General features: G+C 65.3%; 16 protein-coding genes. 2 read left to right on the top strand and 14 right to left on the bottom strand.

From position 1 onward, the window contains the following. The first annotated feature begins 88 nt into the window (after positions 1–88). Both ABZ789_RS19470 and ABZ789_RS19465 read left to right on the top strand, forming a co-directional pair. Positions 89–1,024 carry a metal-dependent hydrolase gene (locus tag ABZ789_RS19470; RefSeq protein WP_358427163.1) on the top strand — a complete coding sequence of 312 codons (936 nt, stop codon included), beginning with the start codon at positions 89–91 and terminating at the stop codon, positions 1,022–1,024. Continuing rightward, positions 1,024–2,172 carry a hypothetical protein gene (locus ABZ789_RS19465; RefSeq protein WP_358427161.1) on the top strand — a complete coding sequence of 383 codons (1,149 nt, stop codon included), beginning with the start codon at positions 1,024–1,026 and terminating at the stop codon, positions 2,170–2,172. The genes ABZ789_RS19470 and ABZ789_RS19465 overlap by 1 nt, the downstream gene beginning before the upstream one ends. Here ABZ789_RS19465 and ABZ789_RS19460 read toward each other — a convergent pair. From ABZ789_RS19460 to ABZ789_RS19395, 14 genes are all read right to left on the bottom strand, one after another. After that, positions 2,121–2,990, bottom strand: coding sequence for an SDR family NAD(P)-dependent oxidoreductase (locus ABZ789_RS19460; RefSeq protein ID WP_358427158.1), 870 nt, complete (start codon positions 2,988–2,990; stop codon positions 2,121–2,123). The genes ABZ789_RS19465 and ABZ789_RS19460 overlap by 52 nt on opposite strands. A gap of 10 nt (positions 2,991–3,000) precedes the next feature. Then, entirely contained in the window at positions 3,001–3,906 is a 906-nt protein-coding gene (locus ABZ789_RS19455) for an LLM class F420-dependent oxidoreductase (protein WP_358427156.1), read from the bottom strand. A gap of 87 nt (positions 3,907–3,993) precedes the next feature. Then, positions 3,994–4,551, bottom strand: coding sequence for a hypothetical protein (locus ABZ789_RS19450; protein ID WP_358427153.1), 558 nt, complete (start codon positions 4,549–4,551; stop codon positions 3,994–3,996). Further along, complete coding sequence (locus ABZ789_RS19445; protein WP_358427150.1) at positions 4,548–5,759, bottom strand: MlaD family protein; 1,212 nt, start codon at positions 5,757–5,759, stop codon at positions 4,548–4,550. Before ABZ789_RS19445 ends, ABZ789_RS19450 begins: the two co-directional genes overlap by 4 nt. After that, positions 5,756–6,826, bottom strand: coding sequence for an MCE family protein (locus tag ABZ789_RS19440; RefSeq protein ID WP_358427147.1), 1,071 nt, complete (start codon positions 6,824–6,826; stop codon positions 5,756–5,758). Before ABZ789_RS19440 ends, ABZ789_RS19445 begins: the two co-directional genes overlap by 4 nt. Then, entirely contained in the window at positions 6,823–7,938 is a 1,116-nt protein-coding gene (locus ABZ789_RS19435; protein WP_358427144.1) for an MCE family protein, read from the bottom strand. Before ABZ789_RS19435 ends, ABZ789_RS19440 begins: the two co-directional genes overlap by 4 nt. Continuing rightward, a complete protein-coding gene (locus ABZ789_RS19430; protein WP_358427141.1) occupies positions 7,935–8,972 on the bottom strand; it encodes an MCE family protein in 1,038 nt (345 codons plus the stop codon). The genes ABZ789_RS19435 and ABZ789_RS19430 overlap by 4 nt, the downstream gene beginning before the upstream one ends. After that, positions 8,969–9,991 (bottom strand): MCE family protein, encoded by a 1,023-nt coding sequence (locus ABZ789_RS19425; protein WP_358427139.1) that lies wholly within the window; start codon positions 9,989–9,991, stop codon positions 8,969–8,971. Before ABZ789_RS19425 ends, ABZ789_RS19430 begins: the two co-directional genes overlap by 4 nt. Continuing rightward, the gene (locus tag ABZ789_RS19420; protein WP_358427136.1) at positions 9,988–11,277 is read right to left on the bottom strand and encodes an MCE family protein; all 1,290 of its coding nucleotides are present in this window, start codon (positions 11,275–11,277) and stop codon (positions 9,988–9,990) included. Before ABZ789_RS19420 ends, ABZ789_RS19425 begins: the two co-directional genes overlap by 4 nt. Continuing rightward, a complete protein-coding gene (locus ABZ789_RS19415; RefSeq protein ID WP_358427133.1) occupies positions 11,274–12,137 on the bottom strand; it encodes an ABC transporter permease in 864 nt (287 codons plus the stop codon). Before ABZ789_RS19415 ends, ABZ789_RS19420 begins: the two co-directional genes overlap by 4 nt. After that, the gene (locus tag ABZ789_RS19410; RefSeq protein ID WP_358427319.1) at positions 12,137–12,946 is read right to left on the bottom strand and encodes an ABC transporter permease; all 810 of its coding nucleotides are present in this window, start codon (positions 12,944–12,946) and stop codon (positions 12,137–12,139) included. The genes ABZ789_RS19415 and ABZ789_RS19410 overlap by 1 nt, the downstream gene beginning before the upstream one ends. 61 nt (positions 12,947–13,007) lie before the next feature. After that, positions 13,008–14,606 carry a fatty-acid--CoA ligase FadD5 gene (gene fadD5 / locus ABZ789_RS19405; RefSeq protein WP_358427130.1) on the bottom strand — a complete coding sequence of 533 codons (1,599 nt, stop codon included), beginning with the start codon at positions 14,604–14,606 and terminating at the stop codon, positions 13,008–13,010. 295 nt (positions 14,607–14,901) lie between these two features. Beyond that, on the bottom strand, positions 14,902–15,681 hold the full coding sequence (locus ABZ789_RS19400; RefSeq protein WP_358427127.1) for an enoyl-CoA hydratase: 780 nt from the start codon (positions 15,679–15,681) through the stop codon (positions 14,902–14,904). Next, positions 15,678–16,667, bottom strand: a complete 990-nt coding sequence (locus ABZ789_RS19395; protein ID WP_358427124.1) for a nitronate monooxygenase family protein — start codon at positions 16,665–16,667, stop codon at positions 15,678–15,680. The genes ABZ789_RS19400 and ABZ789_RS19395 overlap by 4 nt, the downstream gene beginning before the upstream one ends. Positions 16,668–16,686 lie beyond the last annotated feature (19 nt).

Genomic DNA, 16,686 nt, shown 5'->3' with positions numbered 1-16,686 from the left:
CACGCCGACCGGGGCCTCCCAGCTCCTCCGAGGCCCTCCCATCCGTGCTCCGGCTCAGCCCGGTGTCGAGGAGACGAGGTAGCGCCCGATGACGAATCTGCAGGTCCGGAAGATGCGTTTCGCATTCGCGGATTACGACGTGCCCTTTCTGTGGAACGAGGAGAATCCCGCCTTCTCGAGCATGGCCAACGCCGTCTCGTTCCTCGCGATCGGTTTCGAGAAGATGATCGTGAACATGATCCGCGAGATAACTCCGCGGATCACCGACCCCGCGATCCTCGAGGAAGCGAACGCCTTCATGTACCAGGAGGGTCAGCACTCGACGGCACACCGCCAGCACGTCAAGGCCCTGATCAAGCGTTATCCCGGGCTCCAGGAGACGCTCGACCAGGTCGTCGGTGCCTTCGACGAACTGACGGCGGAAACGTCGGCGGAATACCGCCTCGCGTACACCGCCGATCTCGAGGCGACCTTCACGCCGGTCTTCAAACTCATGCTCGACAACGAGGCCGCACTGTTCCGCCCGGGCGACGACCGCGTCGCATCGCTGTTCATCTGGCACTTCGTCGAGGAAGTCGAGCACCGCAGTTCCGCCCTCATCATCTTCGATGCGGTGGTCGGGAGCGACATCTACCGGATGCGGCAGGCACCCTCGGTCTTCCGGCACGTGCTCGACGTCATCGCCATCGCATGCAACGGATTCAACGAGCACATCCCGATCGAAGATCGGAAGATCGATGCAATGTCGATGTTCGCGTCGTACCGGCGCAAGCAGAACTTGCGACGCATACTGCCGTTTCTGCGATACGAGGATCACGGCCCGATGCCGCGCGCTTTCGACGTCCTACCTCTCGGTGAACAGCTCGTTGCCCTGATGGGCGTCGTCCGCAGCCAGATGCCCAAGCACAATCCCGACCACGAGAAGTTGCCCGCACTTGCCGACGTGTGGTTCCGGCGATTCGACGAGGGTTACGACGTCTCGCACTGGTACACCGCGGAAACCGGTGCGGGGAGGAACAACTGATGTCCGATCTGTGCTCCCCCACCTTCGAGGACCTCGCGACCCGCCTCGGATTCTCGTGTGAGGAGGCCGGTGGGATCTTCGAGTTGCGCAGTCCTCTCGCGCTCGAGAATTGGACACTGCCCGTCCTCGAGGCGACCATCGTGCTCGGTGCCGTGCTGATGCTGGTGCACGCGATCGTCCGCCTGCGGCGCACCGGTGACGCCACCAATCTCGTCGTGTGGCTCGGCACGCTCGCGTTCCTGTTCATCATCGAACCCCTGCTGTACTTCCCGGACGCTTTCGGTGTCGAGGAGTACATCGACACGATGTTCGCGCACAACGTGTTCACCGTGGAGTTCATGTGGGGACGACTGCCGCTCTACATCATCGCCATCTACCCGCTGATGGCGACGATCGCTTTCGAGATCGTCCGGATGCTCGGCGTCTTCCGGCAGTACGGGACCTTCGTCGGAGCAGCCTGCGTGGGCTTCGTCCACCACGCCTTCTACGAGATCTTCGATCACCTCGGTCCGCAATTGCGTTGGTGGGAGTGGTCTCTGGACAATCCGATCAACCAGCCCTTCTTCGATTCGGTTCCCCTCCCGAGCGTGGTGGTCTTCGCGGCACTGTGGCCGATGTCCCTCGCGTTCTGCGTACAGTTCTTCGTCGGCCGGCATATCGATGCCGGCCGTACATTCAGCGGTGTCGAGTTGACCTGGCGCACGATAGTGGTCGGTCTTCTCGCATCCGTGGGCACAGTGATCCTCCCGGCGCCGGCGACCGTGATCGGCATGGGAAGCACAACCGTGCGTGCGACGATCTACGCCGCGGAACTCGTGATCCTCTCGGCTGTCGCGATCTATGTGCTCTCGCGTCAATGGACCCGGCTGCGAAGCACGCCCGCCGACCGGCCCTATTCGAACAACCTCGTCCGCTGGTACTCGATCGTCTATCTCGCCGTGATGGCCGTGCTGTGGTTTGCTGCCCTGCCCGACTGGTTCGCAGCGGTCGACGGAGTCACCGAAGCGGGCGATCCGATCGGCAATCTCTGGTATGCCGTGGTGTGCTTCGTGATCGCAATCGCTTGTGTGACGGCAACCTTCACCATTCCACGCTCTCAGCCTGCCGGCGCCGACGAAACACCTTCGAGGGCGCTCGCCGGCGCATAGTTCGCCCAGCCGATACCTGGCCAGTTGAACCACCCCGACGACGCGAGTACACCGCCGTCGGGGTGGAGCGTCGTGCCGGTGACAAAGGACGACAATTCGGAGGCGAGGAAGACCACGCAGCCGGAGACATCATGGACGTGACCGACACGCCCCATCGGGATCGCGACCCGGGCGCTGCGTTCGTCGGCCAGGGCGTGCTCTCCTACGGCGAGTTTCTCCAAGCCTGGTGTGGGCACGAAGTCGGGAGCGACGTTGTTGACACGGATCCGATCGGGCGCCACCTCGACAGCGAGAGTCCGCGCGAACTGCTCGACGGCAGCCTTCGCCGCGGAATACACCGCATAGCCAGGAGCCGCCCGATGAGCTTCGATGGTCGTGATGTTCACGATGCTCCCGCCGCGACCGCCCTGCCTCATCCGAGGCACCGCAAGCGAACACGCCTGCAGCACGTGCGACAGATTGGTCCGCACGAGTGCATCCCACCCTTTCTGCGACGTATCGATGAAGGGTGCCCGGAAGGTTCCGCCGACGATGTTCACCAGGAGATCGACGCGCCCCCATCGCTCGTCCACGGCACCGAAGAGAGCGGTCAAGACGTCGGGATCGCGGACGTCACCGCATCGGACGATGCTTTCGATACCGGCAGTGGCGAGGTCCGACCGGAGGGCTTCCACTGCATCCGCGTCGATGTCCACCACAGCCGGCAGCACTCCGTTGGCTGCCAGATCCCGGACGATCGACTCTCCGAGTCCACCTGCGCCGCCCGTGATCACGGCGACCTTGCCACCGAGTCCTGCGCGTTGCTCGAACCATCCCACCGAGGGCTCCTCACGAAATATAGGTCGCACCGAACGCCTCCAGGAAATCGACTGTGGCCGAGAGCCCTTCGATACGGCACGAAACGGAGACCCAATCCACGCCGGCCTTCTCCAGATCGGCGAACACCTCACGGTGTCGATCCGGTGCCGCGGTCGCGGACATGAGTTCGCTCCCGTACGAATACACGACGTCGATGTGATCGGTCCGGCCTGCCGCGAGTGCTTCGGACCGGACGTCCGCGATCTGCTTCCCCAATTCTTCGACAGGGCCGAGTGTGTTCGTACGGGCAGTGGCACTCAGTTGCCCGTCGCCCGACATCGGCATCCATCCCTGTGCACGATGCGCGACCCTCCGACGTGTGAGCTTGGAGTTTCCGCCGATCCAGATCGGTATGGGGTCCTGCACGGGACGCGGCCGGGCGATGATGTCGCGTGCACTGAAGTGGCGTCCCTGATAATCGAAAGGTTCTCCTCGCCAGTGGAGCGGAAGCACGTCGAGTGCTTCGTCGAACAGAGCATTGCGTTCGCCGAAGTCGACGCCGAGCGCATGGAACTCACTCTTCTGATATCCCGTCCCGAGTCCGAGTACGAAGCGCCCCCCGGAGATCTTGTCCAGTGTGGCGGCAGCCTTCGCAAGGAGCATCGGATTCCGATAGGGCGCAACCGCCAGATAGGTCAGCAGACGAAGCCGTTCGGTTGCACCCGCGACGTATCCGAGGGCAACGAACGGGTCGAGTGTCTGGTGCCCTCCGGCGGAGAGCCACCGAGCGCCGGGCGCGGGATGTTCACTGAACGCGAACGCATCGAATCCCGCGTTCTCGGCGGCCACGGCCACGTCTCTGACCGGTCCGGGATCGAGCACATCACCGTCGGGCCCGTTGATCTCCGGGTAGTGGAAGATGAACCGCAAAGTCATTTGGAACAACCTCTCGCGAAAATATTACTATCCATAAAAGATAGTCCCATTCTCGCGAGATGCAACGGTGATCCGCGAGGTGCCCGTCTAACGTGCCTCGGCCCCGTCCAGCAGCCAGCGACCGTCGACTCGTTTCAGCGTGATGACGAAACGTGTGGCATCGGTGCGTCCCTCGGGGACCACGACGTTCTTCACGTCCTGGTCGAGGAAGACCAGCACAGTGGCGGTATCGCCGTCGAAGGTCTCGAGACCGGCATGATCGGCCCGGGCGGTCGAGGTGCCTCGGCCGTTCTCGACGAGACCCCGGAGATCTCCTGCCACCCCGTCGTACTCGGCCGCGAATTCCTCGGTGGAGTTCGCGGACACAGCGGCGAGATTCTCGTCGAACGAGCGGTAGTCGTAGGTGCCGAGGGTGACGGCGTACTCACGGGCCTTGGTGACCGCTTCCTCCCTCCAGGTGGCATCCTGATCGGCCTGCCACCACCGGAACCCCAAGAAGGCCGAGGCCGCGAGCAGCGCCACGATCGAACCGGCGGTGATCCACCGGCTCCGCCCCGCCCGGGTGCGCCGACCGCCGGTCGGCTCCGCACTGTTCGACTCGGTACCCTCGGTGTCCTTCTCGGTCGGTGCATCGGTAGGAGTCATCCGCCCAGTCCTTCCAGCAACTTCTGCCAGTAGTTCAACGCTTCCACCCCGGTCGGGATGAGCAAGGGATCCTCTGCCATGTCGGGGCCGGTGACCTTCCCCGGGGTGGTGTAGTTCGCCAGGCCGGTTCCGTCCGGTCGCGGTGCCGTGTACGCACCGCGCTGAGCGAGGTCTTCACCCGGCGGACAGTAGAGCGACAGATCGGCTTCGCGAGGACTCTCGTCCCCGATCATGCGTCGCTGCGTGTCGTAATAACAGACCGGCCCCTGCGTCGCGACGAGTGCGAAGTTGCCGCGGTCGCCCTCCACGACGCTGGTGAGATCCTTCATCGCAGCGGGCAGCGAGTCGAGCCCGGTGCTCAGGGACGGGGCGCGGGGACCGAGCACCTCCCCGACCGTGACGAGATTGGTCAGCAGGACACCGAAGTCGTCCCGCGTCGCAGCGAAGAGTTCCTCGGTCCGCGCAAGCGCCTCGGGCGACCGGTCCATCAGATACACGAGCGAATCCCTGCTGCCCACCAGTTGATCGGAGACGTCTCGCACCGCACGCATCGATCCTGGGAAGGTATCCGCGTTGTCCGCCATCGCACCGACGAGGCCGAGGCCCTCGTCGAGCAGGGTCGCGATGGCGGGAGCACGATCGGCCACCATGCGCGAGAGCGCGTCGGCGTTCTCGAGCAGCGCCTGCAGTTCCGGGCCGGTGCCGTCGAGCGCTGTCCCCCACGTCTCGCCGAGGGTGACGAGGGACTCCGCGTCCAGGCTCTCGATGAGGCCCGTCATGTTGACGAGCAACTGGTCGAGGCGAAGACCCTGGTCCGCCTGGGGAACGAGCAGCGTGTCACCCTCGGTGAGGTACGGCCCCTGATCGGTATCGGGCTCGATATCGACGCTGAGGATGCCGATCGCGGTCGCGGTGACGACCCTCCCGGTGCTGCCGGCGGGGATCTGCACCCCCGGATCGATCGAGAGAACCGCATCGGATCCACGCCCGCCCGGGGCGATCGACAAGGAAGCGACCTCGCCGATCTGGACACCCCGGTAGGTGACCGAGGTACCTGCTCCGATGCCCCGTGCATCCTCGAGATGTGCGTTCAGGTGGATGGCGCCGCCGAGACTCTGGGGACCGAGCACGTAGCGCACACCGACAACGGTGGTGACGATGCCGAGAACGACGAACACGATCACCTGGACGAGAACGGCACGTTTCATCGTGTACCTCCGAGGAGGAGGTCGGCGAGCCCTGCCGCGACGTCGGCCTGCGGCAACTTCACCGGTGAGCCTCCATCGAGGGGCACACCGCCGGTGACGAGCAGGTCGATGGCACCCGGAATGTCGAGCGCCCCGTCGAACAACAGATAGTCGCCCCTGACCGATCTGTTGAAGCCGTCCACGAACCTGTTCACGTTGACCAGTGCCGCTTCCACCGTGTTGTTGAAATCCCGGATGCCGGCGGTGATCTGCGCGAGATCGTCGATGCTCCCGCCGATGGTGGATTGCTGCTCGGCCATCACGATGTCGACCGACTCGACGACGGTGGCAGTGCTCGCGACCAGCGTGGCGAGGTCCTGCTGCTGTGCGGCAAGCAGGTCCACCATCCGGGCGCTGTCGACGATGCTGCGGTCGAGCAGGTCCTGCTGCTGCGCCAACCGCTCGGTGACCGAGTCGGCTGCGACAAGGGTACGTTCGAAGCTCTCGCTGTTCTCGTCGGCCAGCGCCATCGTGGTGTTCAAGCGCACGAGCATGTCGCGGATCTTCTCGCCACGTCCGCTGAAAGCCGCGTCGAGTTCGGTGGTGATGGTGCGCAATTGGTCGAGGCCACTGCCGTTGACGACCTGCCCGAGCATCGCGAAGGTCGTCTCGATATCGGGGCCGACCTCTGTTCGCTCGATGGTGTCGCCGTCCGACAACAACTCTTCTGACGGATCCTCCGGCAGGTCGATCCGGACGAACGGACTGCCGAGCGCGGACGGCAACCGGACCGACGCGCCGACGTTGTCGGGAAACTCCACGTCACCCGACATGCTCAACTCCAGGTAAGCGCGACTTCCGTCGGTATGCAGGGAACGTACGCGACCGACGACCGCCTGGCCCGCGCGCACCTCGGCACCGGGATCGATGCGGTCGGCACTGTCGAAGACCGCTGTCACCTCGTATGTTTCGCCGGAGCCGCTGCGTCCGAGGGGAAGTTCCTGGAGGCTGAGCCCGCAACCCGCGGTAAAGGCCGCGACACCGGCCAGGACGGCGACCGTGCGCAGACCACCGGCACGGGTGGTCATCGCGTGCCTCCCTCGTTCAATGCTCGGTCGAGCGACTCCGGCACGAGATCCTGGTAGGGGTCGGACAGATCGAACGGCACCGTGATCGGATTGGTGAAGCCCGCACCGGTGCACAGCGGAAGTGGTTCGCGCTCGCACAGTTCCCGCGCCCGGGGAAACTGCCCGATCTGTGTCGAGACGCTCAGACGGATTCGCGCACGCCCGTTCTCGCCGATCGCGTTGTCGATGTTCTGCCCGACGAGCGGCAGGACGTCGAAGATCTCCGCGAGTCCCGTCACGTGCACGGCGAAGGTGTCGGTCAGAGTCCGCGCGTTCGCCATGATCCGGTCGATGTCGCCTCCGCGGTCGGAGAGCAGGACGTCGAGCCGATCGAGGATCGCAGCGAGCTGGTCGACCGGTCCGGCGACATCGAGATTCTGTCGCTGCAGCTCTTCTCCCAGTTCGCCCATCCCGCGGACGAGTTCGGACAGGTCGCCTTCACGCGACTCGATCGCCGCCAGAGCGACAGCGAGGTCGTCGACGACCTGTCCGATGTCCTCCGACTTCACCCCCACCACGGAGGTGGCCTGGCTCAGAGCTGTGATGGCACGGTTCATCTGCTCGCCCATCCCGGCGGTCGCATCCGCGGCGACCTCGAGCGTGCGCCCGATCTCCCCGCCCTCCGGGCCGAGCGCGGTGGCGAGCACGTCGACGTTCTCGAGGAGTTCGTCCCAGTTGATCGGTGCATGACTGCGTTCGACGGGGATGACGTCGCCGTCGCCGAAGGTCGGTCCCTCCCGGTAGGCGGGGCCGAGCTCGATGAACCGGTCGCTGATGACGGAGGGATTCATCACGAACGCCGACACCTCCGCAGGAAGGGTGATCTCGGACGGAATGCTCATGCGCACCTCGACGAAACGACCAGCGGGCTTCACCTCCTCGACGGTGCCCACCGGCATGCCCAGCACCGCGACGTTGCTGCCGGGGTAGATACCGCTGACCGACACGAACTGCGCCACGACCGTCCTCGTGCGGTCCGGTCCCACGACGTACCAGAGCCCGGCCGCGCAGAGTGCGAGCACGACGAGGATCGCGAGTCCGCGGATCGTCCAGGTCTTCGTGGTGGCACTCAATTGCATCCCTCCATCACGCCGATGGAGCACAGGAAATTGTCGGGGAGCGGGCCGGCCGGCGCGTGCACATCGACCCAGTTGCCGTTTCCGGACGCATCGGCCGCGGCACGAAGAGCTGCGGGGAACTTCGCGAGAACCTGGTCGATGTCGGCCGCGTTACCCTCGAGCGTCGCCGTCACCGATTCGAGGTTGACGAGGAGCGCATCGATATCGGCCGAGTTGTCGGCGAGGAAGCCTTCCGCGGTCGCGAGCAGTTCCCGCAGGTCGTCGACGAGCTGCACCAGCGTTTCCTTCCGGGCCGCGAGTATGGACACGACCGTGGTGCTGTTGCCGACGAGCCGGGCCACATCCTCGCTCTGCTCGCCGACGATCGAACCGAGCGATTTCGCCGACCGGAGCAGCGACGTGATCCGTTCGTCGTTGCGGACGAGCATCTGCGAGGTGGCCTCGACGCCCGCCAATGCGTCGGAGAGCCGTGCGGGATCGGACGGCATCGTCTCGGTCAGCGTCTTCATCATGGCCTCGAGCGACTCGACGTCGAGTCCGTCTGCGATCTTCTGGGCGTCGGTCGTCAGCTCGTCCAGACTGTATGGAACAGCGGTGCGGGACAGGGGTATCCGGTTGTCGGTGAGATCCCCTGCGCCTGCGGGAGTCACTGACAGATACCGCTTGCCGAGAATCGTCCGGAGCTTGACCTCGGCACCGGTGCGGTCGCCGAGGTCCTGTCCTCGGTCGAGCCGGAAGCTCACGAGCACGCGGTCGCCCGCGAGTTCCATGGCCTCGACACGTCCGGCCGGAACCCCGGCGACAAATACCGGATCGTTCGGCGCCAATCCGGCTGCGTTGGTGAATTCGGCTGTGTACGAGTCGGTTCGGACCAGATAACTCACGCGCGGGAGAGACACCGCAACCAGCATGATCACGGCGACGAGCACCATGCCCACGAGGCCGAGCACGATCGGGTCGGCATTGCGGTCGTGCCGACCCGAGAAGATCGCTGCGACGGCCTCCTTCGACTTGCGCACGACGTTCACTTGCACACCTCCGAGTACGCCGAGCCGAAGAGATTCGCCTCGAAGTCGCCGGCCAGGACCGTGAAGTTGCACATATAGAGGTTGAGCCACCCGCCGTAGTCACCGACGCGGTTGATACTGTCCGCGAGCTGCGGCAGATTCGCCATCGCTTCGTCGAAATGGTCGGTCTGCGGAATCCATGCATCCGTCATCGTGCGCAGGTCCGACACAGCCGTCTCGAGGGGCGCCGTGGCTCCGGACATGAGCGCGGCGGTCGCACGAACCGCGGAGCTGCCGCGCTCGACCAGCGTGGCGAGCCTGGCGGAGTCGCCGGCGAGCGCTTCGCTCACCACCCCCAGGCCCGAGATGAGCGATGCGACATCCTCGTTGCGGCGGTCGACGACCGTCACGAGTTGTTCGAGGTTCGCGATGACCTCGTTGAACACCTGTTCCTGGTCGACGAGGTCGGTACTGACGGAAGCGACGTGCAGCAGAAGCGATTCGAGAGTGCCACCCTGCCCCTGGAATGCTGCGACCACGGATGCAGCGAGAGCGTTGACCCGAGCCGGATCGATCGACTCGAACAGCGGCTTGAATCCGTTGACGAGGGCAGTGAGGTCGACCGGGGGTTGCGTCCGCTCGACGGGGATCGTCGTCCCCTCCTCGAGCACCTGCCCGGTCGCGTCCTCCGGCAGGCGCAGGGCAACGTAGCGCACGCCGATCATGTCACCGTAGTTGATCTTCGCGGTCACATCGGTGGTCAGTTCGTGATCGGATTCCACCTCGAACTCGACGCGGGCACGGGAGGTTCCGTCGTCCTGAGGCCGGAAGGTCACGCCGGAGACCCGGCCGACGCGGACCCCCGCGAGAGTCACGTCGCTGCCCGGCGTCAGGCCTTCGACGTCTGTAAACTCCGCGGCGTAGTCGCGGGTCGACCCGCGTACCGGCTGGTCGAGCGTGTTGCCCACGACGAACGCAGCGAGTACGCCGACGGCGCAGAACGCCGTGAGTCGCAGGGCCTGCAGGGTGAGTGCATTCACGGAATGCCGACCTCCGTCCCACGGACGAACGGTGCCAGCAGGATCGACGCCGCGGTCGACGGGTCGGCTCCGCGACGCGCCGGATCGTCGGGGTCGGCTCCTGTCGCGATCTGCTCGAGATATCCGAGCGGGCCGCGTTCGGCAGCCGCGGCGAGGACCGGCTGCCGAGTGATGGCCGAGGTCTGCACCGGATCATCGCAGTTGGAGCCCGCCAGTGGGCCGTAGTGGGGGCAGTCGGCGGACGTGTACGGCATCGGGTCCGCGAAATCCACTGCTGCAGTGATGTTGAAGTGTCCGGTCTGGAACACGCGTCCACCCGCGTCGCCGAAGATCGACAGATAGCGCAGGGTGTCGTCGAGCCCGGTCGTGTCGGCCGCGAATGCGCCGAGCACCGGCGCCCCGTTGCGTACGACGGAGATGATGTTGCCGGTGTTCGCCGCGAGCACCTCGGCGCCCTCCTGCCCGAGCGACGCACCACCCGTCAGCAGGCGGCGAATACCGTCCTCGTTTCCGAGCGCGATCTGCGACAGGTCGGATGCGTTCCCGACAACCGCGATGACGTCGTCCGTGGCCGCCGACAAGGATTCGGTGACGGCGGCGAGCGCGGGCGCGGATACGATTCCGGCATCGACCAGTGGACCGAGGTCTTGCGCCAGCATCGCGGCGCGATCGATGGTCTCACCAAGTGCGGCACCACGCCCCTGCAGCGCTTGGCTCATCGCGTCGAGTGCGACCGCCAGTTGCTGGGGCCGCAGCTGTTCCATCAGCTCGGCGGCACGATAGTAGAGATTGGCGAGCTGAGCAGCTGCGGCAGAGGTGTCGACCGGAACCTCGGCGCCCGGCGCGAGCCGGGGACCGAATTCGGGGTTCTCGGGTGGCACGAGTTCGAGGAAGACGTCCCCGAAGAGAGTGCGAGGCACGACGCGCACACTCACCGACGCGGGAATCTCGGCGAGCGCGTCGGGATCGAGCTTCATGGTCAGACGTGAGGTGGTGACACCGGCCTCGAGATTCGACAGGCTGCCGACGTGGACACCCTGGTACTGCACACCGGCTGCTCCGTAGATCAGACCTGCGGAAGCGGGCAGATTCGCGGTGATCTCCGGGTCGCGGGAGAGCATGCCGGATCCGGAGGCCACGAGCAGCCCCCCGGATACGACGATGACGACCGTCGCCATCACGCCGATCAGAGCTAGTACGGCACGACTCGGACCGAAACCACGGTTCGTCCGTCCGGGCCGGGTCTGCGAGGCGACGGGCGGGGGCTGCTGGTAGGTGGTGTTCACGACAACCCGACCCCAGGAATCGTGGGAACCAGACCCCACAGCGCGAAGGTGAGCACGACGTCGGTGACGCCGATCGCGAGGATGCTCGTCCGCAGCGCCCGGCCGGCCGCGCGCCCTACGCCCTCGGGTCCGCCGGATGCGTGGAATCCGTAGGAGCAGTGGACGACCGCGACGATCATGGCGAACACCACGGCTTTCGTGAGCGAGTACCACAGATCGGAAGGTGAGAGCGCGAGATGGAAGTAGTAGTCGTAGGTTCCTGCCGAGTTGCCCTGAAAGTTCACGACGATCAGGCGCGTGGCGACGTACGAGGCGAGCAGACCGACCATGTAGATCGGGATCACGCACACTGCGGAAGCGATGAGTCTCGTACTCGCCAGGAAAGGAATGGAGCGCACTGCCATGGCGTCGAGCGCGTCGATCTCGTCCGAGATTCGCATGGCGCCGAGTTGAGCGGTGAAACCCGTACCAACCTTCGCGGCGAGAGCGATCGAGGCAACGACAGGAGCGAGTTCGCGGGTATTGGCGATCGCCGACAGCATTCCCGACAGAGAGGTCATGCCGATCAGTTCGAGCCCACGTTGCGTCTCGACACCCACCATCATCGCCGCGACAGCGGACATCGCGAAGACGATGCCGATCGTTCCACCGCCGGCGAGCAGAGACGCGTAACCGAAGCTCACATCGCCGATGTGGAACATCACGTGCTTGTAGTACCGCCGGAGCGCGGTGGGAATTCCGGCGACGGCTTTGCACCCGAATACGACGTGCCGGCCGATCGCGGCGAATCCGTCGACGGTGGCGGTGAGAGGCCGGCGTGTGATCGAGCGCGCGCGTTCGAAACCCGTGTAGGAGATCATCAGTAGGTGCCGACCGCCGGAACCATGACCGTGTAGAGCTGGGACAGCACGGTGTTGACGACGAAGACCATGACGAACGCGAGCACCACGCCTTCGTTGACGGCATCGGCGACGCCACTCGGTCCGCCCTTCGCGTGTAGACCCTTGAAGGACGCGATGAGCGCCGACGTGATACCGAAGCACGCGGATTTGACCATGGCGGTGGCGAAGTCGGACAGGCGCCCGTACTCGCCGAGAGTGCGGAGGAACGCGCCTCCCGAACCGTCGTTGAGATAGATCTCGTAGAGATAGCAGGCCGTGACTCCGACGAGGGTCACCAGCGAGCAGAGCATGAGTGAGACCAGGACCGCCGCGAGCAACCGGGGAACGACGAGTCGTTCGACGACATTGAGGCCCATGACCTCCATCGCTTCGATCTCCTCGCGGATCGTCCGCGAACCGAGGTCGGCGCAGATCGCCGATCCACCCACCCCCGCGAGCATGAGCGCACACACCAGTGCGGCGGCCTGCCCCACCACGACGAACGATACGATCGCGCCCGAATAGGCGCCGGCTCCGAGCTGTCCCGCAAGCGAACCGACCGACACCGCGATCAGCACGCCCACGGGAAGCATCAGCAGCAGCGCCGGTCCGCTGCACACCTTCGCGATGAACAGCGCCTGGGTGATCGTCTCGCCCAGCGACAGCCGCCGCCGGACGAGGACGCGGACCGCAGCCACAAGGGTTTCGAGGGAGAATCCGACGAGGGCGCCGACCTGGATCGCCAGGTCGTGTACCGGCCCCTTCGCCTTGGGCAGTTCGAATGTCACTGCCACCCTCCTACCTCATTGCTACGTTCCGGCCCCGTCGGAGACGGTGCGGCGCCGGAGATCAGCCCTGGGTTACGGCGGGCAGGCCGCCTCGGAGTTCGCCCTTGACGACCTTGCCGCTCGCGTTGCGCGGCAGGGCATCGACGATCACGATCTCCTTGGGATGCTTGTACCGGGCGAGGTGTTCGTTGAGATAAGGCTGCAACTCGTCGATGGTGAGATCGTCGTTGCCGGGCTTCAGCGCGAGAACCGCGACGGGCACCTCACCCCACTTCGCGTCCGGACGGCCGACGACCGCGGCCTCGAGCACCTTGGGATGGCCGAAGAGCACGTTCTCCACCTCGGCGCAGTAGATGTTCTCGCCGCCGGAGATGATCATGTCCTTCTTGCGGTCGACGACGTAGACGAAGCCCTCCTCGTCCACACGCACGAGATCGCCGGAATGGAACCATCCACCGTAGAAGGCTTCACTCGTGGCGGTGGGGTTGTTCCAGTACTCGCGCATCATCGTCGGGCCGCGGTAGACGATCTCGCCGACCTCCCCCGGAGCGACATCGTTCATCTCGTCGTCGACGACGCGAGCCTGGATGGTGGGGATTACCCGGCCGACGGAACCGAGTTTGCGGATGGCGTCCTCACCGTCGAGAACACACGTGATGGGCGACATCTCGGTCTGACCGAAGACGGCCACGTTGAAGGCGTCCGGGAAGGTCTCCGCCATTGCGCGCAGGATGGTATCGGAACTCGGCGCAGCGCCCCAGGAGATGTTGCGCAGCTTCAAGTTCCGCGGCCTCGCCTGCTGCGCGGCACACATCATCTGCCACTGCACCGGCACGAGGAACAGGCTGGTGACGTTCTCGGCCTCGAGCACGTCGAGCAGTTCGTCCGGGTCGAATGCGCCGACCGGGTGAATGACGGTGGGTGTACCGAGCATCAGGCTCGGTGCGATCGAGCCGAGCGCCGCGATGTGAAACATCGGGGATGCGCAGAAGCCGATACCCGACTCGTCGAACAGGCGGAAAGCGCGGATACAGGTGAGCGACTGGGCTTCCAGATTGGAATGGGTGAGAACGGCACCCTTAGGCCGGCCCGTGGTGCCCGAGGTGTACATGATGAGCGCGGGAGTATCGTTCGGGATCGCCACGGGCGAATGCGGTTCGCCGTCTTCCGCGACGAGAGCCTCGTACGCGAGCGCGTCGCCTTCCGGCTCGGCCCCGACGGTGACGAACAATTCGATGCCTTCCGCCTGTGCACGAGCGGCGGCGGCGAGCGGCACGAGCGGCCCCTCCGCGACGATCGCTTTCGCACCGGAGTCACCGACGAGGAAGGCCACCTCGGGTGCGGTGAGGCGGAAGTTCACCGGTACCGCGATGGCACCGATAGCGTTGGCCGCGAGGACGATCTCGACGTACTCGGGGCGGTTGAGCATGAGGACGATGACGCGGTCGCCGAAACCGATGCCGCGACGCGACAACGCGTCCGCGAGCTGCTCGACGCGGGTGTTCAACTGCGACCACGTGATGCTCTCACCGCGGAATCGGAAGGCCGTGCGATCGGGAATCATCAGGGCGTGGCGAGCCACCTGATTGTTCCAGTTGTTGCTACGGAAGCGGGATGCGTCGGTCGAGACCGCTTCGGAAACGACAGAAGGGGGAACCATCGATGATCCTCTCGTGACAGGGCGGGAGTGCGGGCACGGCCGATACCGAGCCTTCGATGTGTGAGGCACATTACAGGCCGCGGCAGGTTTAGACCAGAGGTTTTGTTAACGGAGATTCCGAGAAGTCCGGGTGTCTAGATCCAGTGTGGCCGCAGGACGGCAACCGGGTGCCGCACAGCAAGAAGCACTGTTCGAGCGTGGGGTTCACCGGACGGGAGCGTGTGCTCCGACAAGCATGCCGGCCCCTGCTCCCGTCCGGGAAGTGCATTCGCAATCCTCCGGAGAGGGTTGGATCTCAAGCGAAGCGGGCAGGGCGCTTCTCCAGCATCGCCATGGCGCCTTCGGCGAAATCCACAGAAGCGAGGAGTTCGACCTGACCGTCCTTCTCCCGTGCGAGCGCAGCGTCGAGTTCCCCCAGCGTCGAGGCATTGAGAGCTCGCTTGGTCAATTCGAGGGCACGTCGCGGACCTGCGGCCGTTCGCGCCGCGATCGCATCGACATGCGCGGCAAGTTCCGCATCGGGCACGGTGCTCGCAACCAGTCCGAACCGGTCGGCGTCCTGCGCAGAAACTCGCTCGCCGAGGAGTGCCATCTCTGCCGCGCGCGCACGGCCGATGGCAGCGGGAACGAGAAGGCTCGCACCGCCGTCCGGCATCAGCCCGATGTTCACGAAGGCAAGCAGGAAGTAGGCACTCTCCGCCGCGTAGGTCAGATCGGAGGCAAGGGCGATCGAGACGCCGACTCCCGCTGCGGGGCCGTTCACGGCCGCGATGACGGGCACGGGAACCGACGCGATCGTGCGGATCAGTTCGTTGGCGGTGTCCATGACGACGCCGGGATCCTGAGGATCCTTCGCCCCCGCAACGAGATCCGCTCCCGTACAGAATGCAGACCCTTCGCCGGTGAGAACGATCGTGCGGACACGCTCGTCGGCACCGCCCGCCTTCACTGCCTCGCTCAGCGTCTTCATCGTCGGCAGATCGATCGCGTTCATCCGGCGCGGACGCGTGATGGTCAGTCGCAGGATGCCGTCGGCGAGTTCGGACCGCAGGCTCTCCGTGGTGGTGGCGGTCATGCCCGCACCGCCCGGTCTGCGCCGACGATGTCGTTCAGACGGCCGGTGATGACGGCTTCGGCCTCGGTGACCATGCGCTCGACGAGTTCGGCGACGGTCGGGATGTCGTGAATGAGTCCCTGACTCTGGCCGGCCGTCCAGATGCCGGCGTCGATGTCGCCCTCCTCGAACACCTTCCGCCCCCGAGCACCGGCGACGAGATGAGCGATGTCCTCGAATCGAGCTCCGCGCGATTCGATCTCGACCACTTCTTCACTGACCACGTTGGTAGCGACGCGAGCGGTGTTGCGCAGCGTGCGGAAGATGAGCTTGGTGTCGCGTTCGGTGTGGCGGACGATCTGCTCCTTGACCTCCTGGGCGACGGGCGATTCGACGGTGCACATGAATCGGGTGCCCATGTTGACCCCGTCCGCTCCGAGCGCGAGTGCCGCGACGAGCCCACGGGAATCTGCAATACCACCCGAGGCGATGACGGGGATGGTGAGCTTGCTCGTCGCGGCGGGGATGAGGATCAGGCCGGGAACGTCGTCCTCCCCCGGATGACCGGCGCACTCGAAGCCGTCGATGCTCACCGCGTCGACACCGATACGCTCGGCTTTGACCGCATGCCGCACGCTCGTGCACTTGTGGATCACCTTGATGCCTGCATCCTTGAAATGCGGCAGGTGATCGGCGGGATTGAAGCCGGCGGTCTCGACGATCTTCACACCCGAATCGATGATCGCCTGGCGGTACTCGGCGTACGGCGGCGGGTTGATCGAGGGCAGGATCGTGAGGTTGACGCCGAACGGCTTGTCGGTGAGCTCGCGGGTCCGTTGGATCTCGCGTACGAGATCCTCGGGTGTGGGCTGAGTCAGCGCGGTGATGAAGCCGAGCGCCCCGGCCTCCGCCACGGCGGCCACGAGTTCGGCTCGGCCGACCCACATCATGCCGCCCTGCACGATGGGATGCTCGACCCCGAAAATCTCGGTGAATCGGGTTCTCACGAGTCCTCCTCGGTCCTTC

This window comes from Rhodococcus sp. NPDC047139 (genome assembly GCF_040643435.1).
Classification (GTDB): Bacteria; Actinomycetota; Actinomycetes; order Mycobacteriales; family Mycobacteriaceae; genus Rhodococcus.
Note: the sequence above shows the minus strand (reverse complement) of the source record. Positions and strands in the feature narration are given on the sequence as shown.